The following is a 23,846-nucleotide window of genomic DNA, read 5'->3' as shown; positions in this document are numbered from 1 at the left end:
AAGCCATAGACCAAATAATACTGGTTATGGACTCAGTCAGGCCAGGAGATCGCACATAAAGGCGATAATGCGATATGGCTCTACGCGCAACTATCCACAAAGCCGACCTCCATGTCGCAGATTCAGACCGTCACTATTACGGCAGTCACTCCTTAACCATTGCTAAGCACCCCTCAGAAACTGAGCAGCGGATGATGATCCGGATCATCGCTTTTGCACTACAGGCGCACGAAGATCTGGTCTTCACAAAAGGCCTGAGTGACACCGATGAGCCCGATCTTTGGATCAAAGATCTCACTGACGCCATTAAGCTTTGGATTGAAATTGGTCAGCCCGATGAACGTCGCATTCTGAAAGCATGTGGTCGGGCAGATCAAGTGCTTGTCTATTGCTATGGCGGTCAAACGAGCAAAATCTGGTGGGATGGAATTGCTAATAAATTGACTCGCGCTCGCAACTTGCAAGTGATTTCTATTCCAGCTGAACAGGCTGAAGATTTAAATAAATTGGTTGAGCGCAGTATGGTCATCCATGTCAACATTCAAGATGGCGAAGCATACATTTCATCTGACCAGGGTCAAGTGACCATTACCCCAGAGATTTGGCGCAACAATCAATAGATCTCAGAAATGACGATAGTAGTTTTTGATACCAATGTCTTGTTAGATCTATTTGTCTTTAATGACTTTAGGGCGCTGCACTTAAAGCAAGCGCTCGTCGAAGGCAAGATAGAGTCTCCAGCAACCCCAGCAACCTTAGAAGAATTTGCAGACGTCATTTCGCGTCCATTATTTTCATTAGACCAAGCGCAGCAAGAGCAGATCTTTCATCGATGGCACACGTTAGCTCGATTAATAGAAGACAACGATCTACTGAAGTCACCTTGGTTATGCCAAGATCCCGATGATCAGGTTTTTTTAGATCTTGCCTTTACCGTAAAGCCCTGCACCCTAATTAGCAAAGACAATGAAGTGCTTCGATTTGCAAATAAAGCGGTTTTAGAGCAGATCCTGATTACCGCAGACTACACAGCAATCAATCTATAGGCTTTGCGCCGCCTGAGCGGCGATCTCAAATGACTTCAGACGAGCCTGATGATCAAATATTTGCCCCGTGCAAATGATTTCATCTGCACCAGTGGCCTCTAACCAATGACGCATACCCTTCTTCACAGTTTCTAGCGATCCTACAACCGAGACTTGTAAGGCTTGATCCGCGGCAGCTCTCTCGTGTGGCTCACAAAATTCATGCATGTTTGCAATTGGGGGTGGCAACTGACCTCTGGTATTCCTGCGCATTCTCACGACATTTTGTTGCAATGTAGTAAATAGATAGCGAGCCTCATCATCGGTATCAGCTGCCACTACATTCATTACAAAAGCGCTATAAGGTTTAGCTAGTTGCCCTGATGGCCTAAAAAGCTCATGATAAATCTGCATTGCCTCCAGTAGCTGATCAGGCGCAAAGTGAGAAGCAAAGGCATAAGGTAAGCCGAAGTGTGCAGCCAATTGGGCCCCATACAAACTGGATCCCAAAATCCAAATCGGCACGTTAGTATTCATACCAGGGATCGCTTTCACTGATTGACCTTCTTGCAGCGGGCCAAAGTAATGCTGAAGCTCTCTCACATCTTGCGGAAAGCGATCATCACTACCTAATAAATCTCGTCGTAATGCCCTGGCAGTCATTTGATCGGTTCCAGGCGCTCTGCCCAAACCAAGCTCTATACGCCCTGGATATAAAGACTCTAGCGTGCCAAATTGCTCTGCAATCACTAGCGGGGCATGATTAGGTAGCATCACCCCACCAGAGCCCACACGAATATGTTTTGTGCCACCAGCGATATAGCCAACCAGCACCGCGGTAGCTGAACTCGCATTGCCAGTCATGTTGTGGTGCTCCGCAACCCAGTAACGGGTATAACCCCATTTTTCCGCATGTTGTGCTACATCCAGCGAGTTTCGCAGCGCATCAGCGGCAGTAAAGCCCTGAGGAATCGGAGATATATCTAGAATGGAGTATGGGATGGAATTTGCCATCGCTAAATCATACCGAGAAAGTGCGTTATTGACATGAGCAAACCAAAAATGGCTGATCCAGATGACGGCCTATTTAAACCAGGCAGCAAACTCAGACACATTAAGACCGGCGGCCTTTATAGGGTTGTCTTCCTTGCCAATGTAGAAGCCAACCTCGAACCTGCCTATGTTTATGAATCAATGCAATCTCATGATTTCTGGATTAGACCCAAGAAAGAAATGGAAGATGGGCGCTTTGAACTCATCTCCGAATAAGAAAGTCACTTACCTATGTCTGAAGAACGAATCACTAATTTAGAAATCAAGCTGAGCTTTACCGAAGATCTCATCGAGAAACTCAATGAGACAGTTTATAAACAACAGCAGCAAATTGAATTTCTATATCGCGAACTCAAAGCGATTAAAGAACAGGCTAGCAGCGGTGGTGGCGGAGGCGGCAGCTTGAAGGATGAAATTCCTCCGCACTATTAATCAACTGCTAATATAGTCACTAGAGACAAACCTATACAAAATCGACAAAGGAATCCTCCGTGAGTAACTTAACGCTATTTTTAGTCCAGTGGGGCTTAACTTCTTTATCGCTTTGGGTTGCTAGTTACATTTTTAGCGGCTTACGCTTTGCAGATGGTGGTTCTTTAATTATTGCCGCCCTACTTTTGGGTTTTGCCAACGCAATTGTTAAGCCATTATTGATTCTTTTTACACTGCCGCTGACAGTAGTCACAATGGGTCTCTTCCTGCTGGTGATTAATGCCTTAGTATTGATGCTTGTCTCAGCTGTAGTAAGTGGCTTTACGATTTCCAGCTTCTGGACTGCGTTCTTTGCCAGTATCTTTATTTCTTTATTCAGCCTCTTTGTTAGTGGCTTGGTTTTCTAAGGAATAATTTTTCGAGATTTATTTCTCTTATTTGCTCACTGAATAGATATCCGACCATGAATGCAGTGCTGCTTTACAAGGCTGCGACTTGGTCGCTAAAGATTTGGCGTTCTCGGCAGCAATGCTGATGCCGCCAGTCAAAAAGCCTAGTCCAATCGAGACGGCGCTATTAACCACCCCTTCTTTATTGACTCCAGCCTTTGGGTTTTGCAGGGTGCCTTCAATTTTTACCAAGCCTCCAATATCCAAACCAGTTGTAAGGCCCGACTTTTCCCTTGGATTAATGCTGATATTCAGGGCTTCATTGGCGAGATTGATTGATCCTGATAAGGTAATGTCCAAACGATCTGTTTCTGCGGCTACAGAATCCTGAATATTAATCACGCCATTATTGACCGGTAAATAGGCAACAGCACACTCCAATATAGTTTGGTTGGATTTTTTTTGCATTGGATTAATTGCATCCAATACCGTAACAATAAAGTCTCCGCCTTTATTAATAAACTGCGAGTCTAATTTTCCCTGCCCAACTGAAACCTGAATAGCCCCATTAGCACGACTGGCTAATTGATGGGGACTCACTCCGCTCCCTTGTAGGTTCCAGACTATGCGAGTGGCACCCCCAGAAACTCTAGCGCTCGAATCGGCACTTGCGACTATCTGCTCCAGACTGAAGTCTTTAGCAAGTCCTTTAATGGATACTTTGGGAGCAGACCCATCAAAACCGGCAACAGAAACTTGTGCCTGTGCACTTCCCTTGCCAACATTGAAACTTAAATCATTTGCATCAATATTATTTTTCTTAAATTGCAGTGTTGTTTTGAAGTTTGTAAACGGAGCTTGATCTGGAACACCCAGCTCAGCAATGTTGATGCTGATTACTCCTTCTGCCAAAGGCAGTAAATCGAAAGGCAATTTCTCGTCTGAGAAGAAATAATGACCTTGAGGTTTATGTAGGGTTGCAGGAGAAGGACCTCCAGTCTTGCCAGCAATAACGGCAGATCCAGCCAATGGTGCCAAATCAAAGGATTTAGAATTCAACTGAATATTAAATGTCGACAAAACCTGGGGCTTCTTGTCAATATTACCTTTAATAGCAAGTGATTTTCCATTTAAGGTGAGATCCAAATCCAGATCCATGCTTACCGGAGACTGATTCCAAGCAAAGTAAGCATTGCGCAAAGATCCGGTTGTACCTTTTAGATTGAGGCTATATTTTTCATACTGAAGATCTAGCAAGATCGACGATCTTCCTTCTCTACCACCCAAAGATAACTTAGGAAGATGAATGACTTTTTTAACCTGATTAGCGTCTTGATAGCGAATGATGGCATCAACAACGTCCATTGCCTTAATAGAAACAAATGTGCTGTCTGTAGAATCGTTGCTTGCTGTATTGGCTGGGGTTTGGGTTGCCGATCTATTGCCAGTCAAGACTGGCGGGGTCAAATTCCAATTGCCCTCTCCACTCTTGTTCGTTTGTAGGTTAGCCTCGAGTCCTGTCATACCTATTCTACTAATTTCAACGCTACCCTTAAGCAGTGGGAATAACCTAATATCCAACTCAATTTGCTTCAGTGTCAGCATATTCGGATTGCTTGCCCAAGAGGCGTTACTCAAAGAAACCTGTTCAGCCTTCACGCTAATGGATGGGAAAAGATTGAGGCTAACTGGACCATTAATTTGAAGCTGACGACCCGTAGCCTCCTTGACCGTTGAACTCAAAAGTTTGGTTAACTGCGTGGGATTGATGAAAGAAGCTGCATACCAAGCGCCCAAGCCAGCTGTAGCAAGACATGCTATGAAAGCAATTAAAGAAATCTTTAGGACTTTATTCACCTGATCATTCTAAAGCGATACCAGGCAACGACACGGCGCTAACTGCCCCTGGACTAAAATATACCTATGACTACAGATAATTTGCCCAAGTGCCCTGCCTGCCAGGAAGATATGACCTATCCAGATGGTGAGAATTTCGTTTGCGCTCAATGTGGTCACGAATGGCCCATGGCAGCAGCTGCAGAAGAAATAGAGGCAGGATTGATCGTCAAAGACGCCAACGGCAATCTTTTGGCGGATGGCGATACCGTGACCCTCATTAAAGATTTAAAGGTTAAGGGCTCATCTATAACCCTCAAGGTTGGCACCAAAATCAAAGGCATTCGCTTGGTCTCTGGTGACCACGAGGTTGATTGCAAGACAGAGGCTGGCAATATGCTGCTCAAAGCCTGCTTCTTGAAAAAAGCCTAGATCCAGTTTCAATCTAGGCTTTTCCAACTGAAATGACTTAAGCGCTCGCTTTTTTGAGGACCGCGTAAATCTGATCCTTTAGCAAAAGCTTTTCCTTCTTCAATGTCTCAATCTCTTCTTGTGTACTCGGCTCTGTATGAGCCTCCATTCTTTGGATCTTCTGGTCCAAATTATTGTGTTTGTCAAATAAATGCAGGAAGTGACGATCTGACGTTTTCAACTTAGTAATGAGTTCACGATATTCAGGAAACATAGATCCTCTTAATATTAGAGTTATAGAAAGCTACCTGAGTTTAGTTTAGCAATCCTGCATTCCAAGAACAATGCCCAAAGCGATATTTTTGTTTTGCCCCCTCCCCTTGTAATCTGCCGGAAAAACCCCATATAGGAAAGGCAAATTCCCTATGGAAATTGCAGTAATATCAGTTAGTGCACTAAGCACAATAACTACCAAAGAAGGGTAATAGACCATGGCTACAAAGAAGTCTCCAGCAAAAAAGAAAGTAGCTACCAAGGTGGTAATAAAAGCCCCTGCAAAAAGAGCCGTCAAGAAAGTTGCCACTAAAAAAGTAGCAACCAAAAAGACAGTGAAAAAGGTAGTGAAAAAACCAGCAGCAAAGAAAGTCGCTGCAAAGAAACCTGCGGCCAAAAAGCCAGCAGCAAAAAAAGTTGCCAAGAAAGTAGTAAAACAAGCTCCATCTAAAGCACCTAAGGTAGATCAATACGGTCTAGAGCAAGATGATGAGTTTTACGGCTTGTATTTTGCGAAGTCTACGAATAAGGGTCTGGTTGAAGTGAAACCCTGCACCTTCTCATTGATGTACTGGTGGAAAGGCTTGCTTGGCTACCCTGACATGATTGAGATCTCTAAAGGCAGTAATACTGCGATGCTGCAATTTGAATCTACTTTCGGCGGCGGCGACTCTGGCGAGACTGAATTAACTGAAAAAGACGTATTGGATATCGATCACATCATTGAAGTAGATGAAGAAGAAATGATGATCTCCCTCTACTCTTATGTACCTATTCCAGTTCCCGAGAAATTGGTTGGTGCTGTAAGTCTAGCTATTCTGAATATCAACCCAGAAACTCGCTATGGCAGCCTAGAGCTCTGCTCTACTGAGAACGAAGAAGGCGAAACAGAGCATTTCTTGCGCTATCGTGCAGCAACCTATTTGCGTGGCATTAAGTCTGGCAAAGTGGAGGCTATCGAAAGCATGGTAACCAATGGATCGGAGTTCTTTGGTCTTGCTTTAGATGCTATGTGCGTGAATAAATCGATTAAGAAGTGGCTTCTTAGCTAACTGAACAACGGCTAATGGCGGACTAACTATCCGCCACTATCTGCAAAGGTAGATGTAAGTTATGGGAAAACGGTCATTGACCGTTTTTCTGCTTTCTAGAATTGTCACAGTTCTTTTGCCCTGCTTTTTGCACTCCACAAGAGCCGCTTCCTGAGCCTCAGTCTCTTTAGCACTCTTGGGCGCATGCACTCCAATCGTTCCATCCGATTGTTGATAGACGCCAAACTCACTTTGCGGGGTTGAGCAGGCTCCCAACAGGAGGGTAAGAAGAGTAACTATGTAATGACGCTTCATTTTGGCTGGACTCTAAGGTGCTTTAGCAATGCGATCAGAAGGAAAACGTATTTTAAACGCGCTACCCTCACCTGGTTCGCTTTCAATTACGAGTTGGGCTTGATGGCGCGTAGCGACATGCTTAACAATTGCTAAACCTAAACCAGTACCACCAGTCTCTCTAGATCGACTACGATCCACTCGATAAAAACGCTCAGTTAAGCGAGGTAAATGCTCAGGCGCAATCCCGGGGCCAGAGTCATGAACAACAAACTCTGCACCGCCATCTTCCGAATCTCGCCATATCACTTGGATTTTTCCATCTTCAGGCGTATATCTCACGGCATTGGATACCAAGTTACTAAATGCAGAAAACAACTCACGCTCATCACCCAATAAGGCATTCTGAAGATTATTCTCAATTGAAATCACATGCTTATTTCCCGAAAGGGCATCCGCCTCATTCTTTAGTAATGCCAAGATAGTTTCCATGGATATAGCAGATTGAATTGCGGGATGAGCATTGGCCTCGAGATTTGCCAAAGTTAATAGGTCTTCAACAAGACTTTTCATTCGCTTGCCCTGCACCATCATCAAATCAAGGTACTCTTCTTTTTTGGCAGGCTCTAGATCTATGGTTTGCACAGTCTCCAGGAAACCCATCATTACCGTCAAAGGAGTCCGCATTTCATGGGAGACGTTGGCCACAAAGTCCCTGCGCATGGCTTCAGCCTTCCGCAGATCGGTTACATCCTGCGCCAAGAGAAGGCGCCTATTTTCTGAAAACGGGAAGACTTGAACCATTAAGCTCAAATTGGCACTTGGCCCCATTTGCTCGATTAACAATGGCTCATCAAAAAGGCGATCATTTAAATAGCGAATGAATTCTGGGCGGCGAATGAGGTAGTTAACACGCTGTTGCGCATCTCTTTTAAATAAGATGCCAAAAAATCGCTCGGCAATGGCATTACACCATTCAATTTGATCTTGATCGTCGAGCATGATGATCCCGTTTGGGGATGCCTGAAAAGCATCAATAAATCTTTCATGCTGAGCCTCAATCGCACGAACCTGCCCTTTCATAGTGCGCACAAGCCTTTCCAATCTAGAAAGGACCTCACCCCAAAGACCGCTAGCAGATGGCATAGCCTCTACGCGATCTAGTAGGATAAATTTTTCAAGCCGCTTTAAATTGAAATACGAATAGATCAGGGGAATACTTAATAGCCCGAATCCAACAGCAAATGAAGGCACAAGCCCCCATTGACCATAAACCATCCAAGATCCAGCGGATGCTAAAGCCAGAAGCACTAGAAAGCGACTAATAATCGAGAACATAAGCTATCTTAGACGATGAACTACTCAGACTCTTGCCGCCATGCTTTTGATAAGCGATAGCCACTGCCGCGGACGGTTTCAATCATCTCGTCACAATGCTGAGTTGCCAAAGCGTCACGCAAGCGTTTGATATGAACATCAACCGTTCTTTCTTCTATGTATGACTCGTTACCCCAAACGTGATCAAGCAGATTTTCCCTGGAATGCACGCGTTCAGGATTATTCATTAAGTAAGATAGAAGACGAAACTCGGTAGGTCCTAGCAAGACTTCCGCAGATTTGCTGCCGCCATTAGAAAAAAACACTCTGTGAGAAGCCTGATCAAGGGAGAGAGGTCCAATAGAAATAGGTTTCTCATTTGCAGCTGGTTCGTAGCGCCTCAATAAGGCCTTGACTCTTGCAATCAACTCTTTCGGAGAAAAAGGCTTCGTAACATAATCGTCAGCACCAGCATCTAATCCTGCGACCTTGTCAATCTCCTCGCCCTTGGCAGTCAGCATCAGAATTGGAATAGCGCTGGTTCTTAGATCAGCACGCAATTCCTTAGCAAATTGCACCCCCGATTTACCAGGCAACATCCAATCCAAAATAATGAGGTCAGGAAGTGAATTTGCCATCAACAAGACAGCCTCATCAGCCTGCAAAGCCCTTTGCGACTCATATCCAACATGCGCTACGTTGACAGCTATGAGCTCGGCAATAGAGGGCTCATCTTCAATGATCAGTATTCGCTGCCCCATGCAAACGCCTCTATCTTATTTGGTGGCTTGTCTTACTAACTCTTCGTGTGGCACATGCCGCACATCAGATCCCTTGGCAATATAAATCACAAACTCTGCGATATTTTTTGCGTGGTCTCCAATGCGCTCAATTGCCTTTGCGATTGAAAGCATATCCAAGCCAGTAGTAATCGTCTTAGGATCTTCCATCATATAAGAAATGAGTTTTCTCACGAATGCACGGAACTCTTCATCAATTTGGCGGTCTTCCTGCACAACCTCGACGGCAGCAATCGTATCCAGACGTGCAAATGCATCCAAGCTACGGCGCAATAAAGAAATGGCCATTTGTCCTGAGAGCTTAATTTCAGCAGCGTTAATTTCTGTTTGAATATTGTTCTCAATTAAACGCTTTGTTCTCTTGGCCACCCTTTCGGCCTCGTCGCCGGCACGCTCTAAATTAGTAATTGCCTTTGAAATTGCCATTACTAAACGCAAGTCCCTAGCAGTGGGCTGCCTCCTCGCGATAAATTCAGTACAAGTAAGGTCAATCTGCACTTCAAAATCGTTGACTAGCTTCTCGGTTTGAATCACTTGGTTACAAAGATCTAGATTCATCTCCGAAAATGCCCTCATAGCATTAGAGATTTGTAGCTCAACTAAGCCACCCATTTCGAGTAGCTTGCTGCATAGACCATTCAGGTCGGTATCAAACTGTGATGATAAGTGTTTATCAGGCATGATTATTCCTTTTAGCCAAAACGGCCGGTAATGTAATCCTCAGTTTCTTTGCGCTTGGGTTTAATAAAGATCTCATCGGTTTTTCCAAATTCAATCAGACTTCCCAAGTACATAAATGCCGTGTAATCAGAGACACGTGCAGCCTGCTGCATATTGTGAGTAACAATCACAATGGTGTAATCATTTTTGAGCTCATTAATAAGTTCTTCAATTTTCGCAGTAGAGATTGGATCAAGCGCCGAGGTAGGTTCATCTAATAACAATACAGAAGGCTTTACTGCCACGCCTCTAGCAATACATAAGCGCTGCTGCTGTCCACCTGAAAGAGACAATCCGCTCTGATTGAGTTTGTCTTTAACTTCACCCCATAGGGCGGCCTTATTCAAGGCCCACTCAACCCGGTCATCCATCTCAGCACGAGAAAGTTTTTCGTATAAACGGACACCAAACGCAATATTCTCGTAAATAGACATTGGAAATGGTGTCGGCTTCTGAAAAACCATACCAATTCGGGATCTCAGCAAATTGAGGTCTCGATTAGAGTTAAGGATATTTTCTCCGTAGAAATTAATTTCACCTTCCGCACGTTGACCGGGATACAGGTCATACATACGGTTCAAAGAACGCAACACGGTGGACTTCCCGCAACCGGATGGCCCAATAAATGCCGTGACTTTCTTCTCTTCAATATCTAGATTGATATTCTTCAGGCCTTGGTAACTGCCATAGAAGAAGTTTAGTTTGCGAATCTCAATTGCATTCATGATTAACCTTGCACCTTGTCACGAAACACGACTCTAGCCACAATATTTAGACCTAGAACCGCAAAAGTAATTAATAGAGCTCCACCCCATGCCAGATTGACCCAGTTGTCATAAGGGCTCATAGCGAATTGGAAAATCACCACCGGCAAATTTGCCATTGGCGCATTCATATTGGTCGAGAAGAATTGGTTATTCAGAGCAGTAAATAGTAATGGGGCCGTTTCACCACTCACCCTGGCTAATGAAAGCAGGATTCCAGTCATAACACCGCTCTGCGCCGCTCGCAAAGTAATCATGAGAGCCACTTTCCATTTGGGGGCACCCAAAGCATAGGCAGCTTCGCGTAAACTTCCAGGAACTAAACGCAGCATATTCTCCGTAGTTCTCACAATCACTGGAACTGCAATCAGTGACAACGCAATCGTACCCGCCCAACCAGAAAAGTGCTTCACTTGAGCGACTAGCAAGGCATAGACAAATAAACCAATCACAATGGATGGCGCTGACAACATGATGTCAGTCACAAAGCGGGTAATGGATGCAGCCTTACTTTTATTACCATACTCCGATAAATAGATGCCTGCCATTACTCCCACTGGTGAGCTAATTAAGGTACAACAGCCAACCAACATCAAGCTGCCAACAATCGCATTCGCTAAACCGCCACCATCAGAGCCAGGTGCAGGAGTGCTCTCAATGAACATCGACAAATGAATTGAAGAAAAACCTTTAAAAAGTAATACGCCTAAGATCCAGAGCAAGAAAATCATACCTAGGCTCATTGCCCCTACGGAGAGCGCCAAGCCAATCGCATTGACACGCTTACGTCTTGCAAAGATCGCATCGTTCATGACTTAAGCCCTTCTCTTCTTTCCATGCGCAATAGCATCCACTTGGCAGCTGCTAAAACGATGAAGGTAATCATGAACAAGGCTAAAGCCAAAGCAAAAAGAGATGAAAAATGTGGGCCTACTTCAGCTTCACCGAACTCATTGGCAAGCGTTGAAGCTATTGAGTTACCCGGAGAAAATAAGGAAGAGGAAAGTCTATGGGCATTACCGATCACAAAGGTCACTGCCATTGTTTCGCCGAGCGCCCTACCCAACCCGAGCATTACACCGCCAATTACACCGGCGCGGGTATACGGCAATACGATATTCCGCACTACTTCCCATGTAGTGCATCCAATGCCATATGCAGATTCTTTAAGCACAGGAGGAACAATCTCAAAAACGTCACGCATTACCGAGGCGATAAATGGCAAAATCATCATTGCCAAAATCAATCCGGCACAAAGTATGCCAATGCCATTAAATGCACCACGAAATAATATTCCAAACCCAGGAATCTGCCCTAGCGTTGCAGCAAGTGCAGGTTGAATATATTCAGCAAAAAGCGGCGCAAAGATAAACAAACCAAACATGCCGTAAATGATTGAAGGTACGGCAGCTAACAGCTCAATAGCCGTTCCAAGCGGACGACGTAAATAACCCGGGCAAAGCTCAGTCAAGAAGACGGCAATTCCAAAACTTAAGGGGACTGCAATCAACAATGCTATGAGCGATGTCACCAAGGTCCCGTAGATGGCAATCAAGCCACCAAACTGGCCGTTTACAACATCCCACTCTTCAGAAATAAAAAATCCTGGTCCGAACTCTTCTAGAGCGGGCCAGGCATTAATTAATAATGAAGCGATGATCCCGAGCAATACCACTAAAACTGATAATGCAAAGAACTGGGTAGTCCGATGAAAGAGTATGTCCTGAAAACGTTGCTTCCTGGCGACTTTGAGCGCCTTAGGAGAAACTGTATTCGCAGAGATTGTTGATTCATCGGACATACTGAATTACTTCGCCTTAATCTTGGCCCAAACATTCTTGCGAATGTAGTCGGTAGTGGAGTCCGGCATTGGAACATAGTCAAGATCTTCGGCCATCTTCTTGCCATCTTTGAATGCAAAGTCAAAGAACTTTAATACTTCAGCTGCGTTTGCCTTGTTTTCAGGATCCTTGTACATCAAGATAAAAGACGCACCAGTAATAGGCCATGATTTAGCTCCCGAAGCATTGGTAATAAAAGTTCCCATACCTGGAATCTTAGCCCAATCTGTACCTGCAGCTGCAGCCGCGAAAGTAAGGTCATCTGGAGCTACAAATTGACCATCTTTATTCTTCAGGGAGATAAAGGTCATCTTGTTTTTCTTGGCATACGCATACTCTACATAACCAACTGAATTTTTCACGCGGGATACGTTTGCCGCTACACCCTCGTTGCCCTTGCCGCCCACTGTAGAAACTGCTGGCCACTTCACTGAAGCACCAGAACCCACAGCGTCTTTAAATATTGAGCTTGTTTTAGCCAAATAGTCAGTAAAGATCGCTGTTGTGCCTGAACCATCAGCACGAACTACTACGGTAATTGGACCACTAGGAATCTTGACACCTGGGTTCATGATGGCGATACGCTTATCACCCCAATCAGAAATAACACCTTGGAAAATGTCAGCCAATGTTGGTCCATCTAACTTAATTTCACCTGGCTTCACGCCCTCCACGTTAATCACCGGAACTACACCGCCAATGATTGCCGGAAACTGAACTAAGCCATCTTTTTCTAGATCGTCAAACTTCACTGGATTATCAGTCGCACCGAAATCAACTGTTTTAGCTTTGATTTGTTTAATACCACCGGAAGACCCAATTGATTGGTAATTTAAGTTAGAGCCGGTTTTAGCTTTATAAGCTTCTGCCCACTTTGCATATACAGGGTAAGGAAACGTGGCGCCGGCTCCAGTCATGTCGGCAGCAAATACGCCACTACTTGAAGCTACAACTGCAATCGAAATGGCGCCATTCAGTAACGCTGTTTTCAAAAGAGATTTCATGTATTCACCTTAAAAGTCATCGCAAAAATACGATAATCAGACGATACGTGAGGAATATGACACTTTTATGACAAGGGAAAATGGTTGAATTGGCATGCCTGGAGGGGTTAATTAATCGGATTTAACCCATTTAAAGCTGGTATGGCGGAGAGGGAGCCTCAATTGCAAAATTATGGCGGACGTCATCTCCACTAGCGGACTTTTAATCCGTTCGTCGCGAGTTCGAATCTCGCCCGACCCACCAGTTATACAAAAGCCTCTAGAGAAATCTAGAGGCTTTTTCTTTTGCGTAACCAAGCACACAAAAAACCACCCGAAGGTGGCTTGCTAGGATTCAGTGCAAGAGCAAAAAACTCATCATTACGAATGAGGATAAATTTAAACTTTACTTGCAGCAACGACCGCTTTTACAAGAAGAGCCCGTACCGCAAGTATTGATTTTTAAAATTGGATAGGCAGGACAGAATCTAAATAAACCAGTTGCGAGCGGAACAACGCCAATCCACCCCCATACACCTACAACCCCTGCGGTAGCTAAACCTATCAAGACCATGCCAGCTACTATAAGCAATACGCGATCTACACCACCAACATTGCACTTCATATTCACACCCCTTTAGTTACTTACCGCAATAATTTCAATACAAAACATCCATCACTTCCAGTGCCACATGATTAGATAGGGAGTAATAAATTTGCTTACCCTCCCTTCTTGTTTCAACTAATTCCTCATTTCTCAAAACGGTTAATTACTGAGATAAGGTTGGCTGGTGAATATCCAAACACTCTTCAAGCTCACTAACGCACATCTCGCTTTGACTAATTTGGCATAAAAGCAACATCCGATCCCTATTTGATAACACCTTCAACAATCGACAGGCCTCATCTGCCGATGACGGCAATATCTTGAAATCCATATTTATACCCCCAGGTGCGCAAATCTTTTTGCTAACACATACAGTTTATTATATATTATTATATATCATAATTTTATAAATTGATTAACTAGGTAAAGAGCAATGCATAAAAAATTAGGCCTTTCAGGCGGGATAGCATCTTTCTTCCAAGAGGCGCAAATTACTCCCTTGCTCGCAATCCTAGCTTTGCTCTTAGGGTTGTTTGCAATCATCGTCACTCCACGTGAGGAAGAGCCTCAAATAAACGTAACAATGGCGAATGTCATTATTCCCTTTCCAGGCGCGACCGCTAAAAACGTAGAGGAAATGGTCTCGATTCCCGCTGAGCAAGTGCTCTCGCAGATTGCCGGCATTGAACATGTCATGTCGACGTCTCAAACAGGTCTTTCAGTAATCACTGTTCAATTCAAGGTTGGTGTCCCGAGAACAGAAGCCCTGGTAAGGCTGCACGATACCGTAGCAGCCAATTCAGATTGGTTGCCAAAAGATCTCGGGGTCATGCCCGCCATCATTAAGCCCAAGGGAATTGACGACGTTCCAATACTGTCACTGACGCTATTTTCAAAAAATCCTTCAATCACATCGTATGAGTTGGAAAAAATAGCCAATCAAATTGAAATTGATTTGAAACGAGTAAAAGGGACACGAGAAGTCGCCACCATTGGAGGCCCAAAACGGGCAATCCGAATTGAGGTTAGCCCCGAGCAAATGGCACTCAAGGGTGTCACTATTCCAGAACTCAGAATGGCGCTAGAAACTGCCAATCTAGGCATGCCAGTCGGTGATCTTCTTACAGAACAAGGAGCCGTTGCCATTGAAACCGGCCCTTTTCTAAGAAACTTAAAAGATGTGGAGAGCATTGCCTTAGGGGTTCGCCAAGGGAACCCCGTTTACGTCAAGGATGTGGCTGCAGTCGTTGAGGGGCCGATACAAAATCGACGCTTAGTTTGGCATACGGACGTGACTGATAAAGACTCTGAAGATCATCCAGCAGTCACGATTTCAGTTACCAAGAAACCTGGTGAGAATGCCGTCGATGTTTCCAATCAAGTACTCAGCCAATTGCAATCCTTAAGATCCACCCTAATACCCAAAGATATCGAGATAGCAGTCTCGCGGAATTATGGTGAAACTGCTAATGAAAAAGCTAGCAAACTCATCCAGAAACTCATTTTTGCGACATTGTCAGTAGTGGCTCTAATTTTCTTTGCATTAGGTCGTAGAGAGGCGATGATTGTTGGATCGGCGGTTGTACTTACCTTAGCCGCCACACTATTCGCCTCCTGGGCTTGGGGATTTACTATCAACAGAGTCTCCCTATTTGCCTTGATATTTTCAATTGGAATCTTGGTGGATGATGCCATTGTGGTGGTTGAAAACATTCATCGACATCAACTACTATTCCCTAATAAAAGCTTAAAAGAAATCATTCCTGGCGCAGTAGATGAAGTTGGCGGGCCCACCATTTTGGCAACACTTACCGTGATTGCTGCACTCCTACCCATGGCATTTATTACCGGTCTGATGGGTCCCTACATGAGCCCCATCCCTATTAACTCCAGCATGGGCATGCTGCTCTCACTTGCCATTGCCTTCATGGTGACACCTTGGATGGCAAGAATATGGCTTGCTCAACATTCAGATAGTCAAAAGACACACTTTAATCTCGCTCTGTGGATCAGCCCAAAGTTTAAGAAAATATTTGACCCCCTACTCAGCGATCAATCTGGAAAAAGAAATAGAAAGCTACTCGCAGGTGGGGTGATCGGAGCAATCTTGATTTCACTCTCACTACCAATGACAGGCTTAGTAGTATTAAAGATGCTGCCATTTGATAACAAATCAGAATTTCAAGTGATCTTGGATATGCCACCAAGCACTAGGGTCGAAAAGACCTCAGAGGTTTTGAGGGAAATGGGGGGAGCCTTATCTAAATCTCCTGAAGTAAGTAGCTACCAGATTTATGCAGGCACTTCCGCCCCGATAAACTTTAATGGCTTGGTACGCCAGTACTACTTTAGACAAAATCCAGCATTAGGCGATATTCAAGTTAACCTCGTAGATAAGCACCATCGCTCAGATCAAAGCCATCTTATTGCAAGTCGCATTCGCCCAGCATTGCAAGAGATTGCAAAAAAATATAACGCCAATGTCAAGGTGGTAGAGGTACCTCCAGGCCCCCCAGTCCTTTCACCAATCGTTGCTGAGATCTACGGCCCTACCCCAGAGGGCAGGCTGAGTGTAAGTAAATCAGTGAGATCCGCTCTTGAGAGAACCGATGGCATTGTCGATATTGATGACAGTAGCATCGCAAAATCGCCAAAGCAGTTCCTGTTAGTTGATCGTCGCAAGGCAAGCTTAATGGGCGTTTCTCAACAAGCGATTGTGACAACCTTAAGGGCTGGACTTGCTGGAGAAAACGTTGCTTATTTACATGATGAATCAAAATATCCTGCGCCCACTGAAATCAGGCTCCCAGAAAATAAACAGGACTCATTAAAAGAGTTGCTGAAATTGACTGTCAGAAACTCACAGCGGGAGGCAGTGCCTCTTAGCCAATTAGTATCTATCGTAGACGCAGACCGAGAGCAAATCATCTATCGCAAGGATCTTTTGCCGGTAAGCTATGTTATCGGAGATACCGCCGGAAAAGTGGATAGCCCTTTATATGGCTTATTTAAGGCCAGATCGCTAACCAAGAAAATTAAAGATCCAAACGGCAAAGAAGTGGAAGAATTCTTTACCGCTGCTCCAAGTGACCCATACCAAAGCTATGCCATCAAGTGGGATGGTGAATGGCAAGTTACTTATGAGACTTTCCGCGATATGGGTGCTGCTTATGCTGTTGGCTTAATACTCATTTATCTACTGGTTGTAGCGCACTTTGGCTCCTACCTCACGCCACTCGTGATCATGGCGCCGATTCCCCTCACGATTATTGGGGTAATGCCTGGGCATGCTCTACTTGGCGCGCAATTTACAGCAACCTCTATGATTGGCATGATTGCACTAGCTGGCATTATTGTGCGTAACTCAATACTGCTAGTTGACTTTATTAACCTCCAGGTTCGCGCAGGAATATCTTTTAAGGATGCTGTGGTGAATGCTGCCATCACGAGAGCCCAACCTATTGCACTTACAGGGTTAGCGGCAATGCTAGGGGCATTCTTTATATTGGATGATCCTATTTTCAACGGCCTTGCAATCTCATTAATCTTTGGGATTCTGGTATCAACTGCACTCACCTTAGTGGTAATTCCCTTGCTGTATTACTCGGCTTATGCTCATCGAGCAGACAAAATTCTCAAATCTACTGATTAATTAATCTAAGGAATTCATCATGACCTCTTGGAAAATTGTTGACATCATTGCAGGCACTTTCATTTTGATCTCAATAGCGCTTGGCGCCCCTGGAAGTCCAGGGTTCGCAAATGAATGGTTTTTAGCCTTTACCGCTTTTGTTGGCGCCAATATTTTGCAAAGTGGTTTAACCGGCTGGTGCCTCATGGAAACAATTGTTCGTAAGTTGGGCGCTAAAGCTGGCGCATAAATTCAAAGGTTACCAATGAAACTTCTTGATATAAAACCTTTTGCAGCAGCTGCGATGGCGTTGCTAGCCATTTCATCCAATCCAACAATGGCAACAAGCTTAATGGAGGTATGGCATGAAGCACAAAATAGGGACCCGGATTTCATTGCCAGTCGGTATGAGCAGATGGCTGGAGAGAAAAGGCGTGATCAGGGAACTTCCTTATGGCTTCCAAGCGTCAACTTAACCGCCCTCACCGGCAGCATGAGCTATAACACCTCAACTACTGGTGCGCAATTCTATGCGCCAGGTATGGGGACTTTTAATGGGGCTAATTTCAATACCTCAGTTAATAATGGTTTCGTTAACCGATATACCGTCGGCGCTACCCAATCAATTTATAACCGCGAACGCCTTGCCCAAAGCCGACATCTCAATCTCTCGGCTGATGCATCCAATCTTGGGGCTCAGATAGCTAACCAAAATCTAATTTTGTTGGTTGCTGAACGCTATTTCGATGTCCTTAGTGCCGAAGAGGCCGTTAGATTGGTCAAAAAACAAGAAGCAGCAATTGCCAATACTCGCCAACAAATTGAGAAGCGCTTTAGGCTTGGCGATGCCAGTCAAACAGATATGCAAGAAGCAAACGAGCGATTGGACACCATAAAAGTACGCGCCTTAGATGCAAGCAATAATCTCTCCGTCAAAAAACTCGCCTTACAGGATTTATATGGAGGCGCAGTCAATATTGACACATCAAGAATCAACTTAAATGTTGCACAACTATCACTTCCAAGCCTCGAAACACATGTAGGAAAGTTAAAGTCCCAAAACCTCCAACTGCAAATGCTTTCAACGCAAGAAAAAGCAGCAAAAGAAGAGGCTGAAAAGTACAGTACAGCAGCCTCACCTAAGCTCGATGCGGTTGCACAGTCCTCTAAAGATAGTTTAAGTGGATCTGGTAATTTTGGTCCCGCCAGCAATACAGCAACTAATAATTATCTTGTTGGATTACAGCTTTCAATCCCTCTATATACTGGCGGCTACCGCACAGCCAAGCAAGAGGAGTCATTGCTCTTAGTTGAAAAAACTAAAGCCGAGTACAACAAGTCTGAGCAGAATTTAGAGAGAACTTTAAGATCGGTTTGGTATTCGCTCTATGGCGCAAAGGATAAGTTAACGGCACTATCAAATGCCCAAAAGACTGGAGAAGCAAGGTTAAGCTCTACACGGATCGGGTATTCGAATGGTTCTCGCACCACGATGGAACTTTTGGGAGCTGAAAGTGACCTCATCGCAAATGACTATGCACTTTATATGGAAAAAGTGAACTACCTACTGAATCGGTTACGCATAGCTGCACTTACCGGTGAAATCTCAGAGCAGGATCTTTCAATGGTGAATGCCTACCTTAATTGATTCAACAAATGCAATCTTAGAAGAACGAGAAAAAATCAGATGAAACATTTAGAAGCCAAAAAAATGTGGGATGACCGCTTTAATAGCGAAGGTTTCCTATTTGGAACTGAAGCAAACGAATTTTTACAAGAGATGGCTCCAAAGTACCTCAAAGAGAATGCACGAATTTTGTGTGTTGCAGATGGCGAAGGCAGAAACTCTACTTGGCTAGCCCAGCAGAATCACCAAGTTGATGCGTTTGATTATTCTGATATTGCAATTGAGAAAGCAAAAAAGTTTGCTAGCAGTAAAAATGTAGAGGTCAATTACGTTGTATCTGATTGCGAGTCAATCAATTGGGAGGCGGGCGATTACGATGCAATCATTGCGATATTCATTCAATTCTCAAACCCCAAAGAACGCTCACGATTATTTAAAGATATGCTACTAGCATTAAAGCCGGGCGGCGTCTTAATCCTGCAGGGTTACACGCCCAAGCAATTGGAATATAAAACCGGTGGGCCAAGTCAGATTGAAAATTTGTACACAGAGCGAGTTATAAAGAGTTTGCTTAAGAATACAAAAATTGAAGTCTTAAAAAGCTATGAAGCAGAATTAAGCGAGGGAAAAGCGCATTCTGGAAAATCAGCGCTAATTGGGGTGGTGGCAATTAAGAAGCCAGTATCGATATGGCAGTTCGCCCTATCAGCAATTATGATGCCGATGTTTTCATAATCAGCGGTGAATTATTTTCTAGCTATTAATTACTATCAGCGAATTACATTCCTCGTTTTGCAAAATCCTTGAGCGCATTCATATTGGGAATTTGGACTGAAAGCCTTGTAACATCTGAAATCAACCCCTGCTCTGACATAGATGCTAAGGCTCTACTAATTGTTTCAAATTTGACATCCATCATCAAACCCAGATCCTCACGTCTAAAAAGAGGTGCGACTGTGTGGGAGCTCGTTTCCCTTGCCAGTTGAATAAAAAATCTGGCTAGGCGAATTTCAATGCGCCCAGTATTAATCTCTGAAAACCATGCTTCAGATTCCGAGAGCGCCTCACCCCATTTCTTCACTATCTGACGATGCAATCTTGGAGATTCCTCCCCCAGACTTGAAATAACATTTTTAGGAATCTTACACGCACGAATATTAGTAAGCGCAGTAGCAGCGTGCTTGTAATGATCACCCAATAGTGCCTCCATCCCAAATAAATCTCCCGGCTTTACAAGCCGTACAATCCTGCTGGTGCCATCAGGATTGAGATGGAGTAACTTTAAATAACCTTGACGCAAGGTATAAACATGCTGAGCAGATTCACCCTGGGAATAAATCAAAGAATTTGCTTCATACTTTAAATCGTCTATTGGAGAATGAATTTTAGAGAAATCCTCCTCATTTAACTCTGCGAACAAAGCAGAGCTCCGGATAGAGCATGACTCACAGTCGCTCTGACCCTGCCAAGCAATCTTTATATCTACAGGCTTCATCATCGCGATATTCTCAAGTTAACTCTATAGACATTATTTTATGCGTACATTTGTATATACGTTTATACGCATATACATGCTGAATAATAAATGGGGTAAAACGTTACTAATAATAAGTGAGTACGCTAGCTTTACCCTTAAAGATTCTGTATGAAAAAAGGGTATAACCAAGAATGGTAGGCAGAACTACGATTGCACCCCAAAAAATAAACCATAGGGATTCAGTAGCTGCAGCCGCTTGCCACAACGTCATTTTCCCAATAATGACATATGGAAAAATACTATAAGCAATACCAAAAAATGCCAGCCAAAAAATGGCAACAACACAGGCAAAAGGTAACCACTCCCTCTTGCTGGAGCCTTTTTCTAATGCACAAATAAAATGATTGGCGAGAAAAAATAAAATAGCGGTCGCAATGGGAATTGGGGAAAGCCAAAGAATTTGTGGCCAAGAAAACCATTTATGCATAATTTCAGGACTGAAGTATGGAGTAGCAGCAGAGACTAATGCGACCCCAAATCCAGTGAGCCATAAACTTGTTTTAGCCCATCGAAATGATTGTTGCTGAAGGGTTCCTTCAGTTTTTAAAATTAACCAGGCAGATCCCAAGAGAATATAACCTGCTGGTAAACATATTCCAACAAGGAGTGAAAAGACCCAGCCCAGAATTCCTGAATCAAAACCCACAATCAGCCGGCCGATCATGATGCCCTGAGAGACCGAGGCGATCAAACTGCCGACGTAAAACAATAAGTTCCAAAGTGGCTTTTGCTCAATATTGACCTTGACCCTAAAGTCAAATGAGACGCCTCGCAAAATTAATCCAATCAACATTGCCGCTACAGGCAAGTAAAGCTCTGTCAGTATTACCCCGTGAGCCAGAGGAAATGCAACTAGCAATAAGCCGACACCCAAAACAATCCAGGTTTCATTAGCATCCCAGAATGGACCAATCGATGCAATCATCATGTCCTTATCATGATCCGATGCCCGATTAAGGAGCATTCCGATTCCCAAGTCGTAACCATCCAGAACTACATATGACAGCATGGCAATACCCATCGCGACAAAGAAAAATAGTGGCAACCAGACTGATGCTTGGGTGAAGTCAATTGGCGTCATAACTTAAGTCCTAAAGGGGCTCCACGAGGATTCGGATTTTTTCTCAATTTGAGCATTGGGATTTTCTTTATCATCAGCCTGACGAGCCAGATAGAAAACCACCCAAATGTATGCGCTCAACAAACCTACATAAAGAGTTAAATAAGCAAAAAGTGTAGAAAAGACCATGCTTGTTGGCAAAGTTGTTGCGGCTTGAGCAGTTGTAAGCACGCCAGTAACTAAGTAGGGTTGACGTCCAATTTCGGTCACATACCAACCAGCTAAGACTGCAACCCAGCCAGAAAAGGTCATCAACACCAAACCTTTAGCTATCAACCTTGGTAGATGTCGATTTTGACGTAACTGCCACCGCCCTAACCATGAAAATAAGAGCATTAAGATACCCATGCCAACCATGATCCGAAAAGCAAAAAATACAGGGGCGACAGGAGGAATCTTCTCTCCAAATTCATTCAAACCCTTAACCTCACCATCCCAGCTATGAGTTAAGTACAGCGATGCCAACTTAGGAATACTGATCTCATAATCATTGGTGCGAGTTTGTTGATTCGGTATTCCAAAGATCACTGCAGGTACACCAGTACCGCCATTCCAAATCCCCTCCATGGCAGCTAACTTTGCAGGCTGATGATGAAGGGTATTGAGGCCGTGCAAATCTCCAAGCATGATTTGAATAGGCGTTAAAACCATGGCAACAGTGAGAGCCAACTTCATTACCAGTAAGTTTGCTGGTGAGCGACTATTCCGCAGATATCGATATGCAGAAATTCCAGCCAAGAAAAATGATACCGTCAGAAAGGAGGCCAGAAGCATGTGAGCAAGCCGATAAGGCATCGATGGATTAAAGATAATAGCCATCCAATCAACGGCATGTGCCCTACCGTCAATCATGGTAAATCCCTGCGGGGTTTGCATCCATGAATTTAAAGCAATGATCCAGAAGGCAGAAAGACTGGTTCCAAAAGCCACGAGAAAGGTGGCCAATGTATGGACTCGTTGCGAAACACGCTTTGCGCCAAAGAGCATGACTCCTAGAAAAGTTGCCTCAAGAAAAAATGCCGTTAAAACTTCATAAGCTAGTAATGGGCCAGCAATATTGCCGACTGTTTCCATATAGCCGGGCCAGTTTGTCCCAAACTGAAAACTCATCGTGATGCCACTTACGACACCTAAAGCAAAAGTTAAAGCGAAGATTTTTATCCAGAACTGATATGCCTCTTGCCAGCAATCTAATCCAGTTCGGTTATGTTGAATCTTGAAGTAAAAAAGAAACCAACCTAATGCAATCGAAATTGTCGGGAAAAGAATATGGAAGGAAATATTCGCACCAAATTGAATGCGACTATAAAGCAACGAATCGAGCACGATATCTCCAAATTAAAGTGATGCAAATATTGTGTCACTAAATTGACTATGGCGCTGGAAGGACATATTCCAAATCCTTTCGTATTAGCAAGGATTTGGAATGGTTAAGATACCAGGTTAATTTAACTTTTTAGTGCTGTAATACCAATCCACCGTGTTGTAACCTTCACTAGCGCGCTTATCAGCTGCCTCAGAAGTTTTTGGTGGTGGCACGATAACATCGCATCCTGGAGTCCATCCTTCTGGGGTCGCTACTGAATTCTTATCGCTTGTTTGCATTGCCTGCAATAAGCGAACAAATTCATCAATAGAGCGGCCATTACTCATTGGGTAATAAACCATGGCACGTAAGATGCCTTTAGGATCGATAAAGAAGGTAGCGCGCACTGCTTGAGTATCGGCCGCACCTGGATGGACCATACCGTAGGCAGAAGCCACTTCCATCTTGATATCTTCAATAATAGGGAAAGTAATTTTTTGACCAAATTTCTCTTCAATGTTTCTTACCCATGCTAAATGGGAGAAGAGACTGTCGATTGACAAGCCCAATAACTCACAATTCATGGATTTGAAGGTCTCTGCTGCTTTAGCAAAACCAATAAATTCAGTTGTACATACTGGCGTGAAATCTGCTGGGTGCGAGAAAAGAATAAGCCACTTACCTTCATAATCAGAAAGCTTCTTATCTCCAAAAGTGGTTTTTGCACTAAATTCTGGAGCTCGCTCGTTTAATCTTGGGAACTGCACTGTCATTTCACTCATGATGATTTCCTTTATCTAATTAGTGTCACAACTTCATAGTACACTACTTTATATATTTTTATATGAC

At 43.9% G+C, this 23,846-nt stretch carries 26 protein-coding genes and 1 pseudogene; 11 read left to right on the top strand and 16 right to left on the bottom strand.

Annotated features, from left to right (window positions below):
- The first annotated feature begins 74 nt into the window (after positions 1–74).
- The gene (locus ICE93_RS06495; RefSeq protein WP_216186662.1) at positions 75–620 is read left to right on the top strand and encodes a YaeQ family protein; all 546 of its coding nucleotides are present in this window, start codon (positions 75–77) and stop codon (positions 618–620) included.
- Positions 621–629: 9 nt separating this feature from the next.
- Positions 630–1,046: a putative toxin-antitoxin system toxin component, PIN family gene (locus tag ICE93_RS06490; protein WP_216186660.1), complete on the top strand. Its 417-nt coding sequence runs from the start codon at positions 630–632 to the stop codon at positions 1,044–1,046.
- Here ICE93_RS06490 and ICE93_RS06485 read toward each other — a convergent pair.
- Complete coding sequence (locus tag ICE93_RS06485) at positions 1,041–2,039, bottom strand: LLM class flavin-dependent oxidoreductase (RefSeq protein WP_216186657.1); 999 nt, start codon at positions 2,037–2,039, stop codon at positions 1,041–1,043. The two genes, ICE93_RS06490 and ICE93_RS06485, sit on opposite strands and share 6 nt — an antisense overlap.
- 33 nt (positions 2,040–2,072) lie before the next feature.
- Between ICE93_RS06485 and ICE93_RS06480 the strand changes: the two genes are divergently transcribed.
- From ICE93_RS06480 to ICE93_RS06470, 3 genes are read left to right on the top strand one after another with little or no spacing between them, the layout of a single operon-like run.
- Entirely contained in the window at positions 2,073–2,294 is a 222-nt protein-coding gene (locus ICE93_RS06480; protein ID WP_216186655.1) for a hypothetical protein, read from the top strand.
- 15 nt (positions 2,295–2,309) lie between these two features.
- Positions 2,310–2,510, top strand: coding sequence for a SlyX family protein (locus ICE93_RS06475; RefSeq protein ID WP_068323479.1), 201 nt, complete (start codon positions 2,310–2,312; stop codon positions 2,508–2,510).
- Between the two features lie 59 nt (positions 2,511–2,569).
- Complete coding sequence (locus ICE93_RS06470) at positions 2,570–2,917, top strand: phage holin family protein (RefSeq protein WP_216186653.1); 348 nt, start codon at positions 2,570–2,572, stop codon at positions 2,915–2,917.
- 27 nt (positions 2,918–2,944) lie between these two features.
- Here ICE93_RS06470 and ICE93_RS06465 read toward each other — a convergent pair whose 3' ends face one another.
- Positions 2,945–4,756 (bottom strand): AsmA family protein, encoded by a 1,812-nt coding sequence (locus ICE93_RS06465; RefSeq protein WP_216186651.1) that lies wholly within the window; start codon positions 4,754–4,756, stop codon positions 2,945–2,947.
- A gap of 66 nt (positions 4,757–4,822) precedes the next feature.
- On the opposite strand from ICE93_RS06465, the gene ICE93_RS06460 reads away from it, so the two are divergent.
- Positions 4,823–5,167, top strand: a complete 345-nt coding sequence (locus tag ICE93_RS06460) for a zinc ribbon domain-containing protein YjdM (protein WP_216186649.1) — start codon at positions 4,823–4,825, stop codon at positions 5,165–5,167.
- A gap of 37 nt (positions 5,168–5,204) precedes the next feature.
- On the opposite strand, the gene ICE93_RS06455 is transcribed toward ICE93_RS06460, so the two are convergent.
- Entirely contained in the window at positions 5,205–5,420 is a 216-nt protein-coding gene (locus ICE93_RS06455) for a YdcH family protein (protein ID WP_216186647.1), read from the bottom strand.
- A 217-nt stretch (positions 5,421–5,637) separates the two neighbouring features.
- On the opposite strand from ICE93_RS06455, the gene ICE93_RS06450 reads away from it, so the two are divergent.
- Positions 5,638–6,471 carry a hypothetical protein gene (locus ICE93_RS06450; RefSeq protein ID WP_216186645.1) on the top strand — a complete coding sequence of 278 codons (834 nt, stop codon included), beginning with the start codon at positions 5,638–5,640 and terminating at the stop codon, positions 6,469–6,471.
- Between the two features lie 306 nt (positions 6,472–6,777).
- On the opposite strand, the gene phoR is transcribed toward ICE93_RS06450, so the two are convergent.
- The 9 genes and pseudogenes from phoR to ICE93_RS06405 all read right to left on the bottom strand — a co-directional run bounded on the left by phoR (position 6,778) and on the right by ICE93_RS06405 (position 14,107).
- The gene (phoR, locus tag ICE93_RS06445; RefSeq protein WP_216186643.1) at positions 6,778–8,082 is read right to left on the bottom strand and encodes a phosphate regulon sensor histidine kinase PhoR; all 1,305 of its coding nucleotides are present in this window, start codon (positions 8,080–8,082) and stop codon (positions 6,778–6,780) included.
- Positions 8,083–8,102: 20 nt separating this feature from the next.
- The gene (phoB, locus tag ICE93_RS06440; RefSeq protein WP_216186641.1) at positions 8,103–8,822 is read right to left on the bottom strand and encodes a phosphate regulon transcriptional regulator PhoB; all 720 of its coding nucleotides are present in this window, start codon (positions 8,820–8,822) and stop codon (positions 8,103–8,105) included.
- 15 nt (positions 8,823–8,837) lie between these two features.
- Complete coding sequence (gene phoU, locus ICE93_RS06435) at positions 8,838–9,542, bottom strand: phosphate signaling complex protein PhoU (protein ID WP_216186639.1); 705 nt, start codon at positions 9,540–9,542, stop codon at positions 8,838–8,840.
- Positions 9,543–9,553: 11 nt separating this feature from the next.
- Entirely contained in the window at positions 9,554–10,306 is a 753-nt protein-coding gene (gene pstB, locus ICE93_RS06430; RefSeq protein ID WP_216186637.1) for a phosphate ABC transporter ATP-binding protein PstB, read from the bottom strand.
- A gap of 2 nt (positions 10,307–10,308) precedes the next feature.
- Positions 10,309–11,157, bottom strand: a complete 849-nt coding sequence (gene pstA / locus ICE93_RS06425; RefSeq protein WP_216186635.1) for a phosphate ABC transporter permease PstA — start codon at positions 11,155–11,157, stop codon at positions 10,309–10,311.
- The gene (pstC, locus tag ICE93_RS06420; protein ID WP_216186634.1) at positions 11,154–12,146 is read right to left on the bottom strand and encodes a phosphate ABC transporter permease subunit PstC; all 993 of its coding nucleotides are present in this window, start codon (positions 12,144–12,146) and stop codon (positions 11,154–11,156) included. Before pstC ends, pstA begins: the two co-directional genes overlap by 4 nt.
- Positions 12,147–12,152: 6 nt before the next feature.
- A complete protein-coding gene (gene pstS, locus ICE93_RS06415) occupies positions 12,153–13,190 on the bottom strand; it encodes a phosphate ABC transporter substrate-binding protein PstS (protein WP_216186632.1) in 1,038 nt (345 codons plus the stop codon).
- Between the two features lie 385 nt (positions 13,191–13,575).
- Positions 13,576–13,794, bottom strand: a complete 219-nt coding sequence (locus ICE93_RS06410; protein ID WP_216186630.1) for a DUF2892 domain-containing protein — start codon at positions 13,792–13,794, stop codon at positions 13,576–13,578.
- A 34-nt stretch (positions 13,795–13,828) separates the two neighbouring features.
- Positions 13,829–14,107 (bottom strand): annotated as a pseudogene (locus tag ICE93_RS06405) (metalloregulator ArsR/SmtB family transcription factor).
- Positions 14,108–14,209: 102 nt separating this feature from the next.
- Here ICE93_RS06405 and ICE93_RS06400 point away from each other — a divergent pair.
- Genes ICE93_RS06400 through ICE93_RS06385 form a run of 4 tightly spaced genes read left to right on the top strand, consistent with a single transcriptional unit; the run spans position 14,210 to position 19,769 of the window.
- On the top strand, positions 14,210–17,428 hold the full coding sequence (locus tag ICE93_RS06400; protein WP_216186628.1) for an efflux RND transporter permease subunit: 3,219 nt from the start codon (positions 14,210–14,212) through the stop codon (positions 17,426–17,428).
- A gap of 19 nt (positions 17,429–17,447) precedes the next feature.
- Positions 17,448–17,657, top strand: coding sequence for a DUF2892 domain-containing protein (locus ICE93_RS06395; protein WP_216186602.1), 210 nt, complete (start codon positions 17,448–17,450; stop codon positions 17,655–17,657).
- Between the two features lie 15 nt (positions 17,658–17,672).
- A complete protein-coding gene (locus ICE93_RS06390) occupies positions 17,673–19,055 on the top strand; it encodes a TolC family protein (protein ID WP_216186600.1) in 1,383 nt (460 codons plus the stop codon).
- A gap of 39 nt (positions 19,056–19,094) precedes the next feature.
- Positions 19,095–19,769 carry a bifunctional 2-polyprenyl-6-hydroxyphenol methylase/3-demethylubiquinol 3-O-methyltransferase UbiG gene (locus ICE93_RS06385; protein ID WP_216186626.1) on the top strand — a complete coding sequence of 225 codons (675 nt, stop codon included), beginning with the start codon at positions 19,095–19,097 and terminating at the stop codon, positions 19,767–19,769.
- Positions 19,770–19,812: 43 nt separating this feature from the next.
- Here ICE93_RS06385 and ICE93_RS06380 read toward each other — a convergent pair whose 3' ends face one another.
- The 4 genes from ICE93_RS06380 to ICE93_RS06365 all read right to left on the bottom strand — a co-directional run bounded on the left by ICE93_RS06380 (position 19,813) and on the right by ICE93_RS06365 (position 23,779).
- Positions 19,813–20,532 (bottom strand): Crp/Fnr family transcriptional regulator, encoded by a 720-nt coding sequence (locus ICE93_RS06380; protein WP_245640573.1) that lies wholly within the window; start codon positions 20,530–20,532, stop codon positions 19,813–19,815.
- Between the two features lie 103 nt (positions 20,533–20,635).
- Complete coding sequence (locus ICE93_RS06375; RefSeq protein WP_062306434.1) at positions 20,636–21,652, bottom strand: cytochrome d ubiquinol oxidase subunit II; 1,017 nt, start codon at positions 21,650–21,652, stop codon at positions 20,636–20,638.
- 3 nt (positions 21,653–21,655) lie between these two features.
- Positions 21,656–23,020, bottom strand: a complete 1,365-nt coding sequence (locus tag ICE93_RS06370) for a cytochrome ubiquinol oxidase subunit I (RefSeq protein WP_062306437.1) — start codon at positions 23,018–23,020, stop codon at positions 21,656–21,658.
- Positions 23,021–23,134: 114 nt separating this feature from the next.
- Positions 23,135–23,779, bottom strand: coding sequence for a peroxiredoxin (locus ICE93_RS06365; protein WP_216186624.1), 645 nt, complete (start codon positions 23,777–23,779; stop codon positions 23,135–23,137).
- Between the last annotated feature and the right edge of the window lie 67 nt (positions 23,780–23,846).

Origin of the sequence: Polynucleobacter sp. MWH-HuK1 (assembly GCF_018881815.1) — a bacterium.
GTDB lineage: Bacteria > Pseudomonadota > Gammaproteobacteria > Burkholderiales > Burkholderiaceae > Polynucleobacter.
Note: the sequence above shows the minus strand (reverse complement) of the source record. Positions and strands in the feature narration are given on the sequence as shown.